The following is an 18,661-nucleotide window of genomic DNA, read 5'->3' on the forward strand; positions in this document are numbered from 1 at the left end:
TGCCGCGTCGGCACGCGTCTGGACGTCAGCTGAGCGCGCGCCTCAGTTCCGCATAGGCGTCGACCAGCCGCTGCTTCGAATAGCCGCGATTGAGTCCACTGGGATTGGGCAGTATCCATACGCGCGCGCCGCCGAACCGTTCTGGCTGTTCGCCCCAGTCCACCTGACGTTGTCCCGTCATCGCCGCGTAGGCGGCCTTGCCCAGGAAGGCGATCCACTGCGGCTGCATCAATGCCAGTTTGTGCTGCAGGCCCGCCGCCGCCTGCGCGAACTCGTCTGTCCCCACCTGGTCCGCGCGGCTGGTCGGGCGCCCGACGGCCGCCGTCAAACCCAGCCCGAAACCGAGCACGCTGGCATCGTCTTGCGGCGCCACCAAATGCGGCGTAAAGCCGGCCAGATGCAATACAGGCCAGAAGCGGTTGCCGCGGCCGAGAAAATGGTGGCCGGCGTCCGCCGCGTCCACACCGGGATTGAGGCCGCAAAAGACCACCTGCAAGCCGGGAGCCAGGATGTCGGGCAAGCCCGGAGCCGTTGTGAGGTATGTCATGAAAACTCCGCTATCAGAAGCCGCAGTATGCCACCTGCCCCATGTCCTGCAGCGCAGGGCGGGCGGTGCTACCATCCCGTACTGATGCGCTCATCCGTATGGTGGATGGCCATCGCGCTTTCCCGCGCCATCCCCCACAGAGGAATAAACATGACGACCCTGACCATCAATGGCAAGCAGCACGACCTTGCACTGCCTGAAGACACTCCCCTGCTGTGGGCCTTGCGCGACGAACTGGGCATGACCGGCACCAAATTCGGTTGCGGCATGGCCCTGTGCGGCGCCTGCACCGTGCACCTCGATGGCGAGGCCATCCGCTCCTGCGTGACGCCCGTGTCGGCCGCCGCCGGCAAGCGCATCACCACCATCGAAGCGGTGGGCGAAGACAAGGTCGGCTTTGCGCTACAGCAAGCCTGGCAGGAACACGGCGTACCACAATGCGGCTATTGCCAGGCTGGCCAGATCATGTCGGCCACGGCCCTGCTGCACAAAACGCCGGCGCCGAACGACAAGCAAATCCGCGAAGCGATGAGCGGCAATATCTGCCGCTGCGGCACCTATACGCGCATCCATGCAGCCATCAAGCAGGCCGCGACCAGCATCAACGCGAAAGGAGCGGCCAAATGAGCATCCTTGAAAACATCCCCGCCCCCACTTCGCCTGCGCGGCGCAACTGGCTCAAGGCCGCCGGCGCGCTGGCCGGCCTGACCCTGGTGGCCGCCCCTTCCGGCCTGGTGATGGCGGCCGACGCCGTCAAATACGGCGGCGACAGTATGGCTGGCGGCGTGGTCGACGACACCCTGGTCTTCCTGTCGATTGCCGCCGACGGCATCGTCACCATCGTGGCGCACCGCTCCGAAATGGGCCAGGGCATCCGCACCAGCCTGCCCATGGTGGCGGCCGATGAACTGGGCGCTGACTGGGCGCAGGTGCGCGTGCAGCAGGCGCCCGCCGACGAAGCGCGCTACGGCAGCCAGGATACGGACGGTTCGCGCAGCATGCGCCACTCGTTCCGCGCCATGCGCCACGTGGGCGCCACGGCGCGCCTGATGCTGGAAACGGCGGCCGCCGTGCGCTGGGACGTGCCCGTGACGGAAGTCAAGGCCGCCAACCATGCGGTCGTGCATGCTGCCAGCGGGCGCTCGCTGTCCTTCGGCGCGCTGGCCGGGGAAGCGGCCAGATTGCCGGTGCCGCCACGCGCGCGCATCAGCCTCAAAACGGCCGGCGAGCTGCGCTACATCGGCCAAAGCAGCACGCGCGGCATCGACCTGCACGATATCGTCACGGGCAACACCCACTTCGGCATCGACACGCGCCTCGATGGCATGGCGTATGCCGTCATCGCCCGCCCGCCCGTCTTTGGCGGCAAGCTGAAAAGCGTGGACAAGACGGCGGCCCTGAAGGTGCCGGGCGTGCTGCGCATCGTCGAACTGGCGGGCAGTCCGCCGCCGGCCATGTTCAATCCGCTGGGCGGCGTGGCCGTCATCGCCAGCAACACCTGGGCTGCCATCAAGGGTCGCGAAGCGCTGGTGCTGGAATGGGAGGATGGCCCGAACGGCGGCTACGATTCGAAGGCTTTCCGCAAGACGCTGGAAGCGGCCGTGCGCCAGCCGGCCAGCCCGGCGCGCGACCAGGGCAAGACGGTGGCCACCCTGGCCGCCGCTCCCGCCGCGCGCAAATTCAGTGCAGAATATTATCTGCCCCACCTGGCCCACGCCACCATGGAGCCGCCCGCCGCCACCGTGCGCATCGCCGATGGCAAGGCCGAAGTATGGGCCTGCGTGCAGGCGCCGCAAGCGACGCGCAGCAACGTGGCCAAGGCCCTGGGTCTGGCGTATGACGACGTGACCGTCCACGTGACCCTGCTCGGCGGCGGCTTCGGGCGCAAATCGAAACCCGATTTCGCCGTCGAGGCGGCGCTGCTGTCGAAGGCCATGGATGGCGCGCCCGTCAAGCTGACGTGGACGCGCGACGACGACCTGCAGCACGACTACCTGCACACGGTGTCCGTCGAGCGGCTGGAAGCATCGCTCGACGCCAAAGGCCATCCCACCGCCTGGCTGCACCGCACGGCTGCACCCACCATCACCTCGACCTTTGCCTCCGGCGCGAACAAGCAGGCGCCGTTCGAGCTGGGCATGTCGGCCATCAACGTGCCGTATGCGATTGCGAACATCCGCGTCGAAGTGCCGGAAGTACCAGCCCACACGCGCATCGGCTGGTTCCGTTCCGTCTCGAACATCCCGCACGCGTTTGCCATCCAGTCGTTCACGGCCGAACTGGCGCATGCGGCAAAGCGCGACCACCGCGACTACCTGCTGGCACTGCTGGGTCCTGCGCGCAAGATCAACCCGGCCGACTTGTCCGATGGCTGGAACTATGGCGAAGACCCGGCGAAGTATCCGGTCGACATCGGCCGCATGCGCCACGTGATCGAGCTGGCGACAGCCAAGGCGGGCTGGGGCCGCAAGCTGCCCAAGGGCCGGGGACTGGGCCTGGCCGTGTCCTACAGCTTTGTCACCTATGTGGCGGCCGTGATCGAGGTGGAGATCAACGCGGCCGGTGAAGTCATCGTGCCCAGGGTCGATATCGCCATGGATTGCGGACCGCAGATCAACCCGGACCGCGTGCGCTCGCAGATCGAGGGCGCCTGCATCATGGGCCTGTCCCTGGCCATGAGCGGCGAAATCAGTTTCAAGAATGGCCGGGTCGAGCAAAGCAATTTCCACGACTACGCCGTGCTGCGCGCCGCCGACGCGCCGCGCGTGATCCACACGCACCTGGTGCCGGGCACCCTGGACATGGAGCTGGGCGGCGTGGGCGAGCCGGCCACGCCGCCCATCGCGCCGGCCCTGTGCAACGCCATCTTCGCCGCCACGGGCAAGCGCATCCGCGCCCTGCCCGTCGGCATGCAACTGGCGAAAAAGGCTTAAGTCCGCCGCGCGGCGGGCAACTGCAGCAGCAGGGCCACGGCGGCGACCAAGGCGGCACCAGCCGCCAGCAGCCACATGGGCCAGTCGAGCAGGAGCAGCAACCCGCCCGTGGCGGCGCCGATGGCGCTGCCCAGGTACAGCGCCGATTCGTTGAGGGCGATGGCCAGGTTGCCGTCGCCCTGCCGCGCGCGCACGGCCAGCAACTGCTGGTTCTGCGGCACTTGCAGGGCCCAGCCAGCCGCGCCCCACAACGCAATCGGCGCCAGCATCAGCCAGGCCGACCAGCCGGCCGCCAGCGGCAGCACGCACAGGGCAAGCGCCAGCAGCAGCAAGATGCACCAGGTCAGTTTCGGCGCCGCCACCTTGTCCGCCCATGGCCCCACCAGCATGCTGCCCGTGATCCCTCCCACGCCCCACGCCCACAGGAACGGCGTGCTGGAAACCGCTGCGCCGTGCGCGGACCATGCCAGCAGCGGCGCGATAAACGTGTACATGCCCAGGCTGGCGACGGCCGCCAGCAAGGATACCAGCAGAATGAGCAGCACCCGCCCATCGGCCAGCAAGGCCAGCTTGCCGCGCAGTGACATGGCCGGCGCCACTGGCAGCGCGGGCAGCTTCCACAGCAAGCCGGCCAGCGCCAGCGCGCCAAGGACGGCGACCAGCCACAGGGCCGCAGTCCAGCCCAGCTGCTGCGCCAGTAACAGGCTCAATGGCACGCCCAGCACCGTGCCGCCCGCCATGCCGCCCATGATCACGCCGATGGCCTTGCCCCGCTGCTGCGGCGCCGACACGCCCGCCGCCGCCGCGATACCCAGCGCCAGGTAGACACCGGCCCCGATGCCGGCCATGGCCCGCCAGGCCAGCAAACTGGCAAATCCGGGTGCCAGCGCGCTGGCCCCGTTCGCCAGCACGAACACGCCCAGGGCGAGCAACAGGCCGGAGCGCTGCGCGCGCGCCGGCAGCAAAGCCACGACCAGCGGCGAGCCGAGGCCATAGGCCAGGGTAAATGCCGTCACCAGTTGCGCGGCCATCGCCAGCGAGATGGAAAAGGCACTGGCGATCAGCGGCATCAAGCCCGCCGTCACATACGAGGCCATGCCCAGCGCGAACGCGCCCACGGCGATCAGGTAGACGGTGAGGGGAAGAACGGCACGGGAGGAAGAAGAGTCAGACATGGGCCAGCTTTCGGGAAGAAAACGGGCATTCTGGAATACAATATAAACAATTACAATTTAACTGTTTATGCTATTACTGATAGCAACAGGTTCACAGGAGAGACCGCAGCATGCGCACTTTGACCCGCACCCGCCACGAACTGGCCGCCTACCTGCAGGCGCGGCGCGCGCGGCTGTCGCCGGAAGACGTGGGCTTGCCCGGCGGTGGAAGGCGGCGTACGCCGGGCTTGCGCCGCGAAGAAGTGGCGGCGCTGGCCGGCGTGGGGCTGACCTGGTACACCTGGCTGGAGCAGGGGCGCGACATCGGCGTCTCCAGCGCCTTTCTCGACAAACTGGCCGAAGTGCTGAAACTGGACGGGGGCGAGCGCCGCCACCTGTTCCTGCTGGCGCATGCGCGTCCGCCGGCCGAAGAGGGCAAGACGTATTGCGTGGTGCCGCCGCTGGTGCGCCGCCTGATGCACGAGCTGGCGCATCCGGCCTATGTGCTCAATCTGCGCTGGGACGTGCTGGCGTTCAATGCGGGCGCGGACGCCCTGTTTGGCTTCGGCGCGCATGCCGCCTCGCGCCGCAACCTGCTGTGGCTATTGTTTACCGACCCGCCGCTGCGCTCGCGCTTCGTGGCCTGGGAAGAGCAGGCGCCGCTGATGCTGTCGAGCTTTCGCCGCGATTACGCGCGCGCCACGCAGGAAGCCGATATCCACGCGCTGGTGGAAGAACTGGAAAAAGTCTCGCCCGAGTTCAAGCGATGGTGGCGCCGCCACGACGTGCATGCGCCGTGCGACGGCGTGCGCCGCCTGACATTCGACGGCGAGCAGGTCGCGTATGAACACACCTCGCTGACCATCGATGCGGACCGCCATTTGCGGCTGGTCGTGTATGCGCGCCAGCTGGAAGAAGAAACGCCGTAGAACGAAAAAACCGCCGGCCCTCTTGCGAGGAACCAGCGGCTTCGAAATGGTTGCGGGGACAGGATTTGAACCTGTGACCTTCGGGTTATGAGCCCGACGAGCTGCCAGACTGCTCCACCCCGCACTCGAATTATATACCAGATTGTTGCGCGGCGTAAAGGGAGAGAATTGACAATCTCATTCCTGCCCCGCCTGCCGGAGTTTGCCGCTGGCCGGCAATGGAAAAAGCCGCTGATCTTTTGCAAGAGTCAGCGGCTTTCCGGTATTGGTTGCGGGGACAGGATTTGAACCTGTGACCTTCGGGTTATGAGCCCGACGAGCTGCCAGACTGCTCCACCCCGCACTCGAATTATAAGGGCAAACGGGTGGCTTAGGCAATAGCTATCTCAACTTAGACTGCAATAGAACTATTTAATTAAAAAGGGTCGACCAATTGCTGCTTGGCATGTTGTCCGCCCGTCACGCCACGCCGCACGCAATCGGTGTACAGTAAGCGTTACACTATCGACTTACCCGATGCCATCCCTACTCCAAGCCTGCCCATGAAATTCTGCTCCGAATGCGCCCATCCTGTCAGCCTGTCCATTCCGGAAGGCGACAACCGTCCGCGCTATGTCTGCGCCAACTGCGACGCCATCCATTACCAGAACCCGAAAATGGTCGTCGGTTCCATTCCCGTCTGGGAAGAGGATGGCCAGCTGCAGGTCTTGCTGTGCAAGCGCGCCATCGAGCCGCGCCTGGGCTACTGGACCCTGCCGGCCGGCTTCATGGAAAACGACGAGACCACGTCGGACGCGGCCGAGCGCGAAACGGTGGAAGAAGCGGGCGCCAATATCGAGCTGGGGCCCCTGTTTTCGCTGCTCAACGTGCAGCGCGTGCACCAGGTGCACCTGTTCTACCTGGCGCGTTTGCGCGACCTCGATTTCGCACCGGGTATCGAAAGCCTGGAGGTGCGGCTGTTTACGGAAGCGCAGATTCCCTGGGATGACCTGGCCTTTCCCACCATCCGCGCCACCCTGGAACTGTTCTTTGCCGACCGCGTGAAAATCCGCGAAGGCGGCAGCTATGGTTTCCATACGGGCGACATCACGCGCCCGATGGCGCGCACGGATGCCGAGTAAGCCCATCCACCCCATTACCATTGCGATGGCATGATTCCCTGGCTCGATATCCACACCCCCTTTCCCGACGTTTCGCGCGCCCTCACCGATGAAGCGCCCGGCCTGCTGGCGGCCGGCGCCGACCTGTCGCCCGCACGCCTGCTCGACGCCTACCGGCACGGCATCTTCCCCTGGTTTTCCGAGGGCCAGCCCATACTCTGGTGGAGCACCGATCCGCGCATGGTGCTGATGACGGAGGACTTCAAGGTCTCCGACAGCCTGGCCAAGGCCATCCGCAAGGTCGAACGCGGCGCCGCCACGGACGGGCGCTGGCAGCTGCGCTTCGACGGCGATTTCGAGGCCGTCATGCGCGCCTGCGCCGCGCCGCGCAAGGATGGCCCGGGCACCTGGATTTCCGACGAAATCATCGCCGGCTACACGGGCTTGCACAAGCTGGGCTACGCGCACTCGTCGGAACTGTGGCTGGACGGCGAACTGGTGGGCGGCGCGTATGGCGTGTCGATCGGGCGCATGTTCTATGGCGAATCGATGTTTGCGCGCGTCTCGGATGGTTCGAAGATCGCGCTGGCGCAGCTGGTGCGCTTTTTGCAGGCGCGCGGCGTGACCATGATTGACTGCCAGCAAGAAACAAAACACCTGGCCTCGCTGGGCGCGGCGCCCATTTCGCGCGCGCGCTTCCTGGCCCACGTGCGCGTCGCCATTGAAGCCGAGCAAATCACCGATTGGCATGCTGCGCCAGCGGCGTAAAAAAGCTATGATAGCTTCACACAGACATCCATTGCTGCGGCCAGACCAGACAGGATCAGCATGACGCACCTGAACGAACTACCGTTTGCCACCCTGCAGTTCTACACGACGGCGCCCTACCCATGCAGCTACCTGGACGACCGCCAGGCCCGCTCGCAGGTGGCCACGCCTTCGCACCTGATCAACAGCGACGTGTATTCGGAACTGGTGCGCAACGGCTTTCGTCGCAGCGGCATCTTCACCTACCGGCCGTACTGCGACGGCTGCCAGGCCTGCATCCCCGTGCGCGTGGTGGCGCAATCGTTCACGCCCAACCGCAACCAGCGCCGCGCCTGGAACCGGCACGCCGACCTGCAGGCGGGCGTGGCCACCCTGTCCTTCCTCGACGAGCATTACGAGCTGTATCTGCGCTACCAGAGCACGCGCCACGCGGGCGGCGGCATGGACCAGGACAGCCGCGACCAGTACGCGCAATTTTTGCTGCAAAGCCGGGTCAACACGCGCCTGGTGGAGTTTCGCGATGCCGACGGCATCCTGCGCATGGTCAGCATCATCGACGTGCTGGCCGATGGCCTGTCGTCCGTCTACACGTTTTTCGATCCCGACGTGCCGGGCGCCTCGTACGGCACCTACAACGTGCTGTGGCAAATCGCCCAGGCGCGCGAACTGGGCCTGCCCTACATCTATCTGGGCTACTGGATAGAACAAAGCCCGAAGATGGCATATAAAACCAACTTCAAGCCGCTGGAAGCGCGCATCAAGGGGCAGTGGGTGGTGATGTAAATCAAACCCGACGGCGAAGGGCCGGGGTCGGACCCTCAGGGTCCGACCCCAGTCTTTGCAACGGGGGTTTCCGTTTTATTTGCTCTTGTCCGGAAACGCCGGACGCGGCGGCCGCGCGGGCGGGTTCTTCGCCAGCTCGGCCTGAATCACTTCAATCGCCTTTTCCAGCTGCGGATCGCGGCCGGCGATGACGTCGGCCGGCGTTTGCTCGACTTCGATATCGGGCGGCACGCCTTCGTTTTCCACGCCCCAGCCGTTTTCGCGCGTCCAGAACGCCAGGTTCGGCGCCGTGATGAAGCCGCCATCCATCAGCACGGGGAAGCCGAGGATGCCCACCAGGCCACCCCACGTCGCCTTGCCGATCAGCGGACCCATGTTGTTTTTGCGAAACATCCACGGCAGCAGGTCGCCGCCCGAACCAGCCGTCTCGTCGATCAGCATGGCGCGCGGCCCCTGGATCGAGGCGGACGGCGTCTTCATGTCGGCGCCATAGCGCATGGTCCACCAGGCGATTTCCTTCTTCTGCAGGATCTCGATGTAGTAATCGGCCACGCTGCCGCCGCCATTGAAACGCTCGTCGACGATGATGGCCTGCTTGTCCGCCTGCGGGAAGAAATAGCGCTTGAAGTAGGTGTGGCCCAGCCCCGCCGTATTGGGCACGTACACGTACGCCACCTTGCCATTGGTGGCCGCATTGACCTTGCGCATATTACCCTCGATCCAGTCGCGGTTGCGCAGGGCATCCTCGGTCGGCACGGGCACCACGGTGATCGTGCGCGCGCCCTTGCCGTCGGCCGATGGCCCCACGGTCAGGTCGATGGCCTTGCCGGCCGTGTTCTCGAAGGCGCTGTAGATATTCGTCGGCGGCAGCAAAGGACGGCTGTCGACGGCCAGCAGGTATTCGCCCGCCTTGACGTTCAGGCCCGGCTCCGTCAGCGGCGCGCGCAGGGCCGGATTCCAGTTCAAGCCACCATACACCTTCTTGAAGCGGTAATGGCCATCGCGCACCTCGTAGTCAGCGCCCAGCAGCCCGCCCGGGACCTTCTTCGCCTCGACAAAATCATCGCCACCGCCACCGCGGTGGTGGCCCACGGCCAGTTCGCTGCACATCCATTGAATCAACCGGTTCAGGTCCGCGCGGCTCGACAGCTCGGGCAGGAACACGGCGTACTTGTCGCGCATGGCCTTCCAGTCCACGCCATGCATGCCCGGATCATAGAAATAGTCGCGGTTGATGCGCCACACCTCATTGAAAATCTGCGTCCACTCGGCGCGCGGATCGGCTTTCACTTCGATGGCGTCGACCTTGATCTTGCCCTCGCCCGGCGCCAGCAGCTTGCCCGTGGCGGAGCCCATGGCCCAGTTGTCCTTCTGCCGGTACAGCAGCTTCTTGCCATCGGCCGACACTTCGAAATCATCGGCTTCCGCCACCACGGTTTCCGCCTTGCGCTCTTTCAGATCGAAGCGCTGCACGGCCTTCTTGCCGTCGCTTTCGCGCAGCAGGAAGATCTGCCCCGCGGCGCCAGCCGTCAGGCTGGAGAACTGCGCGGCCGGCAGCGGCAGGTCGACGATGCGCGTGGCGATGCCGTCGAAATCGATGGCAATCGGCGCCACGGGCGCCACCACCACTTTCGGATCGTCGCGGCCCGTCTTCGGATCGACCTTCGCTTCGCTCTTCGGCTCGGATTCCGCCTTGGCCGTGTCTTTCTTGCTCTCCGCGCTGGCGGCTTTCTCCTCGTCGCTTTCCTTGATCAGGGGCGACGGCAAGTCGCGCCGCAGCACGGCCATCCACACGGTGCGCGTCACCAGGTTGTCTTCGTTCTGCTGCGAGAACCAGTTGTTGCTGGGGCCTGCGTTGGTCGACGCGAAGAAGTACAGGTATTTGCCGCTCTTGTCGAACACAGGCTGGGCCACGTCGGACAGACCATCGGTGACGGGCATCGACTTGTTCTGCTCCACGGAATAGATATAGGCGCTGCGCGTGTAGGTGGGCGAATTGAGCGTGTAGGCCAGCCAGCGCGAATCGGGCGCCCACGAGGCGCGCATGCTCTTGTCGACGCCATACATCGGCTCCGTGGCGATTTTTTGCACCTTGCCCGTGCCGACGTCGATCACATACATGCTCCAGCCATTGTCGGCAAACGCGATCTTCCTGCTGTCGGGCGACCAGACGGCGTTGTCATAGAAGCCGCTGCCATTCAACTTGAGCTTTTTCACGGCGCCCTTGCCGTCCTGCGCGCGCACATGCAGTTCATATTCGCCCGACTCGTCCGAGAAATATGCGACCGAGCGGCCATCGGGCGACCAGATGGGCGTGCGCTCGTGGGCACCGGCCGTCTGCGTCAGGTTGCGTACGTCGCCCTTGTCGGCGGGGATGGTGACGATCTCGCCCCGGTATTCGAAGGCGACGCGCGCGCCCGACGGTGAAATCGACGCGTCGCGGATGTATTTGGCGTTCTTCACCCAGCGCGGGCGCGTCTGTCCCAGGTCGCTGGCCACGCCGATGGTCAGCTTGTGCGTCTGGCCGCTGGCGATGTCGAAAGAATGCAAATAGCCGGCCTGCTCGTAGACGATGGTGCCATTCGCCGCCGAAGCGTTCAGCACGGGGAAATCCGCGTGCCGCGTCAACTGGCGCACGGCCTTGGTCTTGACGTCATACGCGAACAGGTTGAATTCGCCGTTGCGGTCCGAGCGGAAGTACACGGTGTCCTTGATCCACATGGGATCGACGTCGTTCGAGCGCGTGGTGGGCTGGGGGATTTTTTCGATGGATTTATCGGCCGAGGAGAATAACCACAGCCAGGAATTGGTGCCGCCCCGGTAGCGCTTCCACTGCTTGAAGGCCGGCATCAGCGGGTTGTAGGCGATGCGCTTGCCGTCCGGCGAATACGCGGCGCGCGAGGCGTTGGGGATCTCCAGCTGGGTTTCCACGCCGCCCGCCACGGGCACCGTGAACAGCTTCTGGAAGCGGTTATTGAAGGCGGCGCGGGGCGAGGTGAACATCACGGCCTGGCCATCGGGCGTGAACGACTGCGCCAGGTCCGCGCCCGGGTGGAAGGTCAGGCGGCGTGGCACGCCGCCCGCCGCCGCGATCACATACACGTCGACATTGCCGTCGATGTTGGCGCTATACGCGATCAGGCTGCCGTCGGGCGAGAAGACGGGATTGGACTTGTCGCCGAGGTCCGACGTCAATCGCCGCGCGCCGCCGCCGTCCAGGTTCGACAGCCACAGGTCGCCCGCATAGATGAAGGCGATATGGCGGCTGGAGATGGCCGGTTCGCTCAGCATGCGGGTGTCTTGGGTATTGGGCAGGGCCAGGGCCGGGTGGCTTAGCAGCAGTGCGCTGGCGGCCGCGATGGCCGTCAAGATGCGTGTCTTTTTCAATCGATGTCTCGCTTATTGTGTAAGAAAACAGAGGATGTCAACAGTCTGGGCTGGACTCAATGTTGCTTGAGGCCAATGACAACTATACACCGGAGCCGGCGCGGAACACGGTAAAATACCGGCAATTACATAGCCGGCCGCCAGCCCTTCCGGGTGGCCCGCACACCTACTCAAAGCGCCCCATGTCCGAAAAATTCCTGTACTCCCTCGCCCGCCCGCTGCTGTTTTCAATGGATGCCGAAGCGGCCCACCACCTCACCCTGCCCGCCCTGAAACGCGCCAGCGCCCTGGGCCTGACCAAGCTGGCTGGCAAACCGGCGCTTGATCCGCGCACCGTGATGGGCATTACCTTCCCCAATCCCGTGGGCCTGGCCGCCGGCCTGGACAAGGATGGCGCCTACATCGACGCGCTGGCCGACCTGGGTTTTGGTTCCATCGAAGTGGGCACCGTCACGCCGCGCGCGCAGGCGGGCAATCCGAAACCGCGCATGTTCCGCCTGCCGCAGGCGCAGGGCATCATCAACCGCATGGGTTTCAACAATGGCGGCGTGGACGCCTTCGTGGCCAACGTGCAGGCGTCGAAGTTTTACCAGAACCGCGCCGGCGTGCTGGGCCTGAACATCGGCAAGAACGCCGACACGCCCATCGAACGGGCGGCCGACGACTACCTGCTGTGCCTGGAAAAAGTCTACCCCTACGCCAGCTATGTGACGGTGAACATCTCCTCGCCGAACACGAAAAACCTGCGCCAGCTGCAGGGCGCGTCCGAACTCGACGCCCTGCTGTCGCAGCTCAAGGACGCCCAGGCGCGCCTGGCGGACAAGCACAAACGCTACGTGCCGCTGGCCCTGAAAATCGCGCCCGACATGGATGGTGAACAGGTCAAAAGCATCGCCGATTCGCTCACGCGCCACCGGATCGACGGCGTCATCGCCACCAACACGACCCTGTCGCGCAGCGCCGTCGAAGGCATGCCGCATGGCGCCGAAGCGGGCGGCCTGTCGGGCGCGCCCGTGTTCGAACTGTCGAACAATGTCATCCGTTTGCTGAAGTCGGAACTGGGCGACGCCCTGCCCATCATCGGCGTGGGCGGCATCATGCAGGGCAAGGATGCCTTGGCCAAGTTCGAGGCGGGCGCGCAGCTGGTGCAGCTGTACAGCGGCCTGATTTACGCCGGTCCGGCCTTGATCAAGGATTGCGCACGCGCACTGCGCGGCAAACAGGCGCGATGATCAACAAGATCAAGCTAGGCGCCAGCAGCCTGGAAGTGAGCCGGATCTGCCTGGGCACGATGACCTTCGGCGAACAGAATTCGGAAGCCGAAGCGCACAGCCAGCTCGATTACGCGCTGGAACGGGGCATCAACTTCATCGACACGGCGGAGATGTATCCGGTGATGGCCAGCGCGCAGACGCAGGGCAGCACCGAGCGCTACATCGGCAGCTGGCTGAAGAAAAGCGGCCGGCGCGGCGACATCGTGCTGGCCAGCAAGATAGCCGGGCCAAACTCGCGCATGCACTGGATACGCAAGGGCAGGACGGACCACGACGCGGCCAACATCCGCGCCGCCGTCGAGGACAGCCTGCGCCGGCTGCAGACGGAGCACATCGACCTGTATCAGCTGCACTGGCCCAGCCGCAACCTGCCCATCTTCGGCGCCAGCGTCTACAACCCGCGCAAGGAACACGCCTCGGTGGCGATCGAGGATACCCTGGCCGTGCTGGGCAAGCTGGTCGACGAAGGCAAGATCGGCCACATCGGCGTGTCGAACGAATCGTCGTGGGGCGTGTGCGAATTCATCAAGCAGGCCGAGCTGAAAGGCTTGCCGCGCATCGCATCCATCCAGAACCTGTACAACCTGACGGCGCGCCACTTTGAAACCAGCCTGCTCGACGAAACCTGCCACAGGGAAAACGTCAGCTTGCTGGCCTACAGCCCGCTGGCCTTCGGCCAGCTGACGGCGAAATATATCGACGATCCGCAAGCCAAGGGCCGCCTGACGCGCTTCCCGGCCGGCTGGAGTCCCCGCTACGTGCGCCCGGCCACCATCGCGGCAGCCAGCCAGTATGCGGCGCTGGCCCGCGCGCACGGCATGACGCCGGCGCAACTGGCGCTGGCCTGGTGCTATACGCGCTGGTTCGTGGCCTCGACCATCATCGGCGCCACCAGCGTGGCGCAACTGCAGCAAAATATCGACGCGCATGAAGTCAGCTTGTCGCCGGAACTGCTGGCGGCCGTCGACGCCATCCACGCCAGCGCGCCCAATCCGGGCCAGTAGGCGCCACCGTCTGGCGGCGCATGCCGCCGCCAGGCGAGCCACTCCCCTCGCAGATAGTCGTATTTATACAACAGCTGTTAATTTACTGCTGTGCAGCATTGCAGCCTTGCCGTGCCCGGTCGTATGCTGGAAACGAGGCCTTATGCACTACTCGCGCCATTTTGACGAGTATCAGATATTTATTGCATATCGATAGACAGAACAATTCGTAAGCACGCCGTTCGCCCGCTGCTAAGCTGATTTCGTCATCGGACCGCCATGGTCCGCGCAACCACTAACCGAAGAGATATTGTCGATGAGTTCAAGCACCGCCCGCTCCCAGCTTCCCGCCCTCCCCGTGAAAACCGTCCTCGCCGCCAGCCTGATCGCCTGCTTCAGCCTGCCAATGCATGTGCAAGCGCAGCAAGAGCTGCCAGCTGAGGGGGAATTGCAATCGGTGGTGGTCACCGGTACCTTCGCCAAGAACCGCCGCACCATCGATTCCGAATCGCCGATCGACATCCTCACCTCGCGCGACCTGCAAAGCACGGGTTCGGGCGAACTGGCCACCGTGCTGGCGCGCCTGCTGCCATCGCTGAACTTTGCCCGCGCCACGGGCGCCGACGCCAGCGACGCCGTGCGTCCGGCGCAATTGCGCGGCCTGTCGCCCGACCAGACCCTGGTACTGGTGAACGGCAAGCGCCGCTATACCTCGGCCGTGGTCAACGTCAACGGCTCGCTGGGCCGCGGCTCGGCGCCCGTCGACCTGAACGCCATTCCCCTGGCCGCCATCGACCATGTGGAAGTACTGCGCGATGGCGCGGCGGCCCAGTACGGCTCCGACGCGATTGCCGGCGTGATCAACATCATCCTGAAAAAAGGCGCGGCCGGCGGCGACATCGAAGTAGGCTATGGCCAGACGCAGGAGCGCGACGGCAAGCAAAAATCCATCAAGGGTTCGGCCGGCTTCGCCCTGGGCGACGACGGCTGGGTGCGTGTCTCGGCGGAAGTGGCCGAACGCGATCCGACCAACCGCGCCGGCGCCGATTTCCGCAATCCGCTGGAACCGCGCTACGGCAAGGTCAACCAGCGTTACGGCGACCCCGAAAGCAAGCCGGCAACGATTTTCCTCAACAGCGAATACCATATCAATGACAATGTGGACTGGTATGCCTTCGGCAACTATGGCAAGCGTGATACGTCGGCCGCCGCCACCTGGCGCACGTCGCTGATCACGGACCCGAATAATTCGAAGCTGTTCATCCAGCGCACACCGCTCTTCCCGGAAGGCTTCCTGCCGCTGCAAAACAGCACCCTGACCGACCAGTCCATCGTCACGGGCCTACGCGGTGAAGCGGCCGGTTGGCGCTGGGATGCCAGCATCAATTACGGCAGCAACAAGTTCGAACTGGACCTGGACAACACGGTCAACCAGTCGCTGGGTGCGAACAGCCCCACGCACTTTTATGCCGGCTCACTGAAAAACGAACAGACCGTATTGAACCTGGACGCGGCGCGCGAATTTCCCGTGTCTTACTTTACGGGACCACTGACGGTGGCCGTGGGCGCGGAAGCGCGCCATGAAAAGTACAGCATCGGCGCCGGCGACGAAGCGTCCTACATCACTGTCGTCACCACTCCCGCTACGGCTGGCGGCTCGCAAGGATTTGCCGGCTTCCGTCCTGCCAATGCGGGCAGCCATTCGCGCCACAACGAATCGGTCTATGTGAACCTGGAAGCGGAAGCGACGAAAAACCTGTCCGGTGGCGTGGCCCTGCGCCATGAGCGCTACAGCGATTTCGGCAGCACCACCTCGGCCAAGGGTTCGGCCCGCTATTCATTCAGCGATGCGCTGTCCCTGCGCGGCACCGTGTCGAGCGGCTTCCGCGCACCGTCGCTGGCGCAGCAGTACTACACCATCACCACCACCAACTTCCAGGTCATCAAGGACACGAATACGGCCATCGAGACGGGCACCTTCGCCGTCAACACGCCGCAAGCGCGCGCCCTGGGCGCACAAGACTTAAAAGCGGAGAAGGCCCGCAACTACAGCCTGGGCCTGCAATTCCAGCCCAGCCGCAACTTCACCACGACAGTGGACGCTTACCGCATCGACATCGACAACCGCATCCTGCTCTCGGCCAATCTGATACTCAGCAATGATTTGAAGAACATCCTGGCCGCCCAGGGCACGCCGGTGGGCTCGGGACGCTACTTCACCAACGCCGTCGATACGCGCACGGAAGGCGTGGACATCGTCAGCACCTACCGCATCGACCTGCAGGACAAGGACCGCCTGGACCTCACCGTGGCGTACAACCATAACAAGAGCACGGTACGGAAAATCGCCGACAATCCGGCCATCCTGACGGCCAACAACCTGAAACTGATCGACCGCCAGAGCATCGACCGCATCACGGTGGCGTCGCCGAAGGACAAGTTCAGCCTGGCCGCCGATTACGGCTTCGGCATCTGGAACGTGCACGGATTGGTGACGCGCTACGGCAGCTTCACCGTGCCGCAGAACGATGCCAAGCTGGACCAGACATATGATCCGCAATGGGTGCTGGACGTGTCCGGTTCCGTGAAACTGGGCAAGAACTGGCGCCTGGTAGCCGGCATCGACAACGTCACCAACCGCTACCCGGCGCAAGTGACCAGCAACGGCAACCTGAACGTCAACGGCACGCAGCCTTACAGCATCTTCGCGCCGAACGGCTTTAATGGCCGCTATTACTACGCCAAGGCTGGCTATAGCTGGTAAGCGCAACCGCAGCACATGAAAAGGGAGGCCGCGCGCCTCCCTTTCTTATTTGTCGCGCAGCATTGATTCAGGGCCGCGCGCGGCGTGCTTTCAGGCCAGCAATCGGCTACCATGGGTTTTACGCTTCCTGATGACGGATCCCCATGCCCAGCTGGCACCTGACCGACGCCGCCGATCTGGCGGCGCGCCACCCCTACACTTTCTACAAATCGCCGCCCGAGGCCATTGCCCAGGTGCGTCCCGGCGAGGTGGTCAAGCTGATCTTCGCCTTCCACAGCGACGATCCGCAAGCACCGGGCGCCGAGCGCATGTGGGTGCTGGTCGAGACGGTGGACGCCAACGGCCACTTCACGGGCAAGCTCGACAACATGCCCGGCTACATCACCGATCTGCACGCCAAGGACGCCATCGCCTTCGAAGCGCGCCACATCATCAATACACAGCACGACGATGACGATAACCTCGTCAACCGCTATGCGGGCCTGTGCTTCGTCACAAAACGCGTGCTGGAAGACGGCGCGCCCGTCGGCTATCTGTACCGCGAGGAGCCGGACAACGACGACGACAGCGGCTGGCGCTTCACGGCCAACGACGAGAGCGACGACTACATCAACGACGGCGCCAACGTGGCCCTCGTCTCGCTCGGTGCCGTGCTCAGCGTGGACGACCGCTTCATCCGCCTGCTGGACTCGCCGGCCGGGTCAGCCTATGCTTTCGACCACAACACGCAACAATTCAAGGCGGTTGAGGAATGACAAGCGATGAACTGAAGGAATTTTGTGCGGTCCTGCCCGGCGCGCAAGCCGTGCTGTACGGTGCGCCGTCGAACATCCTCGTGCTTGAAGTGAGCGGCAAGAAATTTGCCTACTTTAAGACCAGCGCACCGGAGCAGTGGCGCTTCAGCCTGAGGGTCAGCGCGGAGCGCTTTATCGAGCTGACGGACATGCCGGGCGTGAAACCGGCCCGCTACATGGGCCGCTTTCACTGGGTCACCATCGTCGATGTGACACGCTTCCCGGCCGATTACCTGGCGGAACTGGTGCAGGATAGCTACGCGCGCGCCGTGGCCAGCCTGACGCGCGCGCAAAGGGCGGCCATCGCCTAGAGCGCTTCCTCGCCCGCCATGGCGCGGTCGATGTCTGCGCGCGTCAGGTCCGGCGCCAGTTGCAGGATGAACTCGTAGGCGTAGGCGCGCAGGTAGGCGCCGCGGCGCACGGCCAGGCGCGTCGTGTTGCTGGCGAACAGATGCGACGCTTCCACCGCCCGTAGTCCCTTGTCGCGGCCATGGTCGAAGGCCATCGAGGCAACGATGCCCACGCCCAGGCCCAGCGCCACGTATTGCTTGATGACGTCGGAATCCATGGCCGTCAAAATAATATCGGTGGCCACGCCCGCCTTGGCGAACGCATCGTCGATATGACCGCGTCCCGTGAAACCCTTGTCGTAGGTAATCAAGGGATACTTGGCCAGGTCTTCCAGGCGGATGGGCGAGTGTTCGAGCAGCGGGTGGCCGTCCGGCACGACGATCAGATGGCTCCAGCGGTAGCACGGGAACGATACGAGGTCGGGGAACTGGCTCAGGCCTTCCGTGGCGATGCCGATATCGGTCTTGCCCGATAGCACCCATTCCGCGATGTGCTCGGGCGCGCTTTGTTGTAGCGCAATGCGCACGTCGGGATAGGCGGCGCGGAAGCCCTGCACCACTTTCGGCAGCGCATAGCGCGCCTGCGTGTGGGTGGCCGCCACGGATAAGGTTCCGCTGGTCTGGCCGCTGTATTCCAGGCTGGCCTGTTGCAGGTTTTCCGCCTCGATCAAGAGGCGGTCGACGATTTTCAAAATGCCCTTGCCCGGTTCCGTCAAGCCCGTCAAGCGCTTGCCGTTGCGCTCGAAAATCACCACGCCCAGCTCGTCCTCGAGTTCGCGGATTTGCCGGCTCACGCCCGGCTGCGACGTGAACAGGGCGTTCGCCACTTCCGTCAGGTTATAGCCGCGGCGGGCCGCTTCGCGGATCGAGCGCAGTTGTTGAAAGTTCATATATG

Annotated in this window: 15 protein-coding genes and 2 tRNA genes; 11 read left to right on the forward strand and 6 right to left on the reverse strand. The window is 64.5% G+C overall.

The genetic code is table 11. The features are described from left to right. Nucleotides 1-25: 25 nt before the first annotated feature. Complete coding sequence (gene mug / locus O0882_RS03805; protein ID WP_289945471.1) at nt 26-547, reverse strand: G/U mismatch-specific DNA glycosylase; 522 nt, start codon at nt 545-547, stop codon at nt 26-28. A gap of 150 nt (nt 548-697) precedes the next feature. On the opposite strand from mug, the gene O0882_RS03810 reads away from it, so the two are divergent. Together O0882_RS03810 and O0882_RS03815 are read left to right on the forward strand one after the other, a co-directional pair. After that, the gene (locus tag O0882_RS03810) at nt 698-1,174 is read left to right on the forward strand and encodes a (2Fe-2S)-binding protein (RefSeq protein WP_099762444.1); all 477 of its coding nucleotides are present in this window, start codon (nt 698-700) and stop codon (nt 1,172-1,174) included. Next, nucleotides 1,171-3,480 (forward strand): xanthine dehydrogenase family protein molybdopterin-binding subunit, encoded by a 2,310-nt coding sequence (locus tag O0882_RS03815; RefSeq protein ID WP_289945472.1) that lies wholly within the window; start codon nt 1,171-1,173, stop codon nt 3,478-3,480. The genes O0882_RS03810 and O0882_RS03815 overlap by 4 nt, the downstream gene beginning before the upstream one ends. Here O0882_RS03815 and O0882_RS03820 read toward each other — a convergent pair. Beyond that, nucleotides 3,477-4,655 carry an MFS transporter gene (locus tag O0882_RS03820; RefSeq protein WP_289945473.1) on the reverse strand — a complete coding sequence of 393 codons (1,179 nt, stop codon included), beginning with the start codon at nt 4,653-4,655 and terminating at the stop codon, nt 3,477-3,479. The two genes, O0882_RS03815 and O0882_RS03820, sit on opposite strands and share 4 nt — an antisense overlap. A gap of 110 nt (nt 4,656-4,765) precedes the next feature. Between O0882_RS03820 and O0882_RS03825 the strand changes: the two genes are divergently transcribed. After that, nucleotides 4,766-5,563, forward strand: a complete 798-nt coding sequence (locus O0882_RS03825) for a helix-turn-helix transcriptional regulator (protein ID WP_289945475.1) — start codon at nt 4,766-4,768, stop codon at nt 5,561-5,563. A gap of 47 nt (nt 5,564-5,610) precedes the next feature. Here O0882_RS03825 and O0882_RS03830 read toward each other — a convergent pair. Further along, nucleotides 5,611-5,687 (reverse strand) — tRNA-Met (locus O0882_RS03830). Nucleotides 5,688-5,829: 142 nt separating this feature from the next. After that, a tRNA-Met gene (locus O0882_RS03835) sits at nt 5,830-5,906 on the reverse strand. A gap of 199 nt (nt 5,907-6,105) precedes the next feature. Between O0882_RS03835 and O0882_RS03840 the strand changes: the two genes are divergently transcribed. Genes O0882_RS03840 through O0882_RS03850 form a run of 3 tightly spaced genes read left to right on the forward strand, consistent with a single transcriptional unit; the run spans nt 6,106 to nt 8,214 of the window. Beyond that, nucleotides 6,106-6,684, forward strand: coding sequence for an NUDIX hydrolase (locus O0882_RS03840; RefSeq protein WP_289945476.1), 579 nt, complete (start codon nt 6,106-6,108; stop codon nt 6,682-6,684). 30 nt (nt 6,685-6,714) lie between these two features. Then, nucleotides 6,715-7,431: a leucyl/phenylalanyl-tRNA--protein transferase gene (gene aat / locus O0882_RS03845; RefSeq protein ID WP_289945477.1), complete on the forward strand. Its 717-nt coding sequence runs from the start codon at nt 6,715-6,717 to the stop codon at nt 7,429-7,431. A 60-nt stretch (nt 7,432-7,491) separates the two neighbouring features. Continuing rightward, complete coding sequence (locus O0882_RS03850; protein WP_289945478.1) at nt 7,492-8,214, forward strand: arginyltransferase; 723 nt, start codon at nt 7,492-7,494, stop codon at nt 8,212-8,214. A 75-nt stretch (nt 8,215-8,289) separates the two neighbouring features. Here the strand turns inward: O0882_RS03850 and O0882_RS03855 are convergent, their stop codons facing one another. Beyond that, complete coding sequence (locus O0882_RS03855; RefSeq protein ID WP_289945479.1) at nt 8,290-11,601, reverse strand: S41 family peptidase; 3,312 nt, start codon at nt 11,599-11,601, stop codon at nt 8,290-8,292. Between the two features lie 182 nt (nt 11,602-11,783). Here O0882_RS03855 and O0882_RS03860 point away from each other — a divergent pair, with 182 nt between their 5' ends. From O0882_RS03860 to O0882_RS03880, 5 genes are all read left to right on the forward strand, one after another. Then, nucleotides 11,784-12,833 carry a quinone-dependent dihydroorotate dehydrogenase gene (locus O0882_RS03860; RefSeq protein WP_289945480.1) on the forward strand — a complete coding sequence of 350 codons (1,050 nt, stop codon included), beginning with the start codon at nt 11,784-11,786 and terminating at the stop codon, nt 12,831-12,833. After that, complete coding sequence (locus O0882_RS03865) at nt 12,833-13,879, forward strand: aldo/keto reductase (protein ID WP_289946816.1); 1,047 nt, start codon at nt 12,833-12,835, stop codon at nt 13,877-13,879. Before O0882_RS03860 ends, O0882_RS03865 begins: the two co-directional genes overlap by 1 nt. A gap of 295 nt (nt 13,880-14,174) precedes the next feature. Then, nucleotides 14,175-16,622, forward strand: a complete 2,448-nt coding sequence (locus tag O0882_RS03870; RefSeq protein ID WP_289945481.1) for a TonB-dependent receptor — start codon at nt 14,175-14,177, stop codon at nt 16,620-16,622. Between the two features lie 143 nt (nt 16,623-16,765). After that, nucleotides 16,766-17,377: a DUF2185 domain-containing protein gene (locus O0882_RS03875; protein ID WP_289945482.1), complete on the forward strand. Its 612-nt coding sequence runs from the start codon at nt 16,766-16,768 to the stop codon at nt 17,375-17,377. After that, nucleotides 17,374-17,727: an MmcQ/YjbR family DNA-binding protein gene (locus O0882_RS03880; protein ID WP_289945483.1), complete on the forward strand. Its 354-nt coding sequence runs from the start codon at nt 17,374-17,376 to the stop codon at nt 17,725-17,727. The genes O0882_RS03875 and O0882_RS03880 overlap by 4 nt, the downstream gene beginning before the upstream one ends. On the opposite strand, the gene O0882_RS03885 is transcribed toward O0882_RS03880, so the two are convergent. Then, complete coding sequence (locus tag O0882_RS03885; protein ID WP_099762432.1) at nt 17,724-18,656, reverse strand: CysB family HTH-type transcriptional regulator; 933 nt, start codon at nt 18,654-18,656, stop codon at nt 17,724-17,726. The genes O0882_RS03880 and O0882_RS03885 overlap by 4 nt on opposite strands. Between the last annotated feature and the right edge of the window lie 5 nt (nt 18,657-18,661).

This window comes from Janthinobacterium sp. SUN073 (genome assembly GCF_030397665.1).
GTDB lineage: Bacteria > Pseudomonadota > Gammaproteobacteria > Burkholderiales > Burkholderiaceae_D > Janthinobacterium.

Excerpts from the sequence above, each read along its gene's own strand:
- mug (WP_289945471.1), bottom strand. The coding sequence starts at position 547 with ATGACATACCTCACAACGGCTCCGGGCTTGCCCGACATCCTGGCTCCC.
- O0882_RS03810 (WP_099762444.1), top strand. The coding sequence starts at position 698 with ATGACGACCCTGACCATCAATGGCAAGCAGCACGACCTTGCACTGCCT.
- O0882_RS03815 (WP_289945472.1), top strand. The coding sequence starts at position 1,171 with ATGAGCATCCTTGAAAACATCCCCGCCCCCACTTCGCCTGCGCGGCGC.
- O0882_RS03820 (WP_289945473.1), bottom strand. The coding sequence starts at position 4,655 with ATGTCTGACTCTTCTTCCTCCCGTGCCGTTCTTCCCCTCACCGTCTAC.
- O0882_RS03825 (WP_289945475.1), top strand. The coding sequence starts at position 4,766 with ATGCGCACTTTGACCCGCACCCGCCACGAACTGGCCGCCTACCTGCAG.
- O0882_RS03840 (WP_289945476.1), top strand. The coding sequence starts at position 6,106 with ATGAAATTCTGCTCCGAATGCGCCCATCCTGTCAGCCTGTCCATTCCG.
- aat (WP_289945477.1), top strand. The coding sequence starts at position 6,715 with ATGATTCCCTGGCTCGATATCCACACCCCCTTTCCCGACGTTTCGCGC.
- O0882_RS03850 (WP_289945478.1), top strand. The coding sequence starts at position 7,492 with ATGACGCACCTGAACGAACTACCGTTTGCCACCCTGCAGTTCTACACG.
- O0882_RS03860 (WP_289945480.1), top strand. The coding sequence starts at position 11,784 with ATGTCCGAAAAATTCCTGTACTCCCTCGCCCGCCCGCTGCTGTTTTCA.
- O0882_RS03870 (WP_289945481.1), top strand. The coding sequence starts at position 14,175 with ATGAGTTCAAGCACCGCCCGCTCCCAGCTTCCCGCCCTCCCCGTGAAA.
- O0882_RS03875 (WP_289945482.1), top strand. The coding sequence starts at position 16,766 with ATGCCCAGCTGGCACCTGACCGACGCCGCCGATCTGGCGGCGCGCCAC.
- O0882_RS03880 (WP_289945483.1), top strand. The coding sequence starts at position 17,374 with ATGACAAGCGATGAACTGAAGGAATTTTGTGCGGTCCTGCCCGGCGCG.
- O0882_RS03885 (WP_099762432.1), bottom strand. The coding sequence starts at position 18,656 with ATGAACTTTCAACAACTGCGCTCGATCCGCGAAGCGGCCCGCCGCGGC.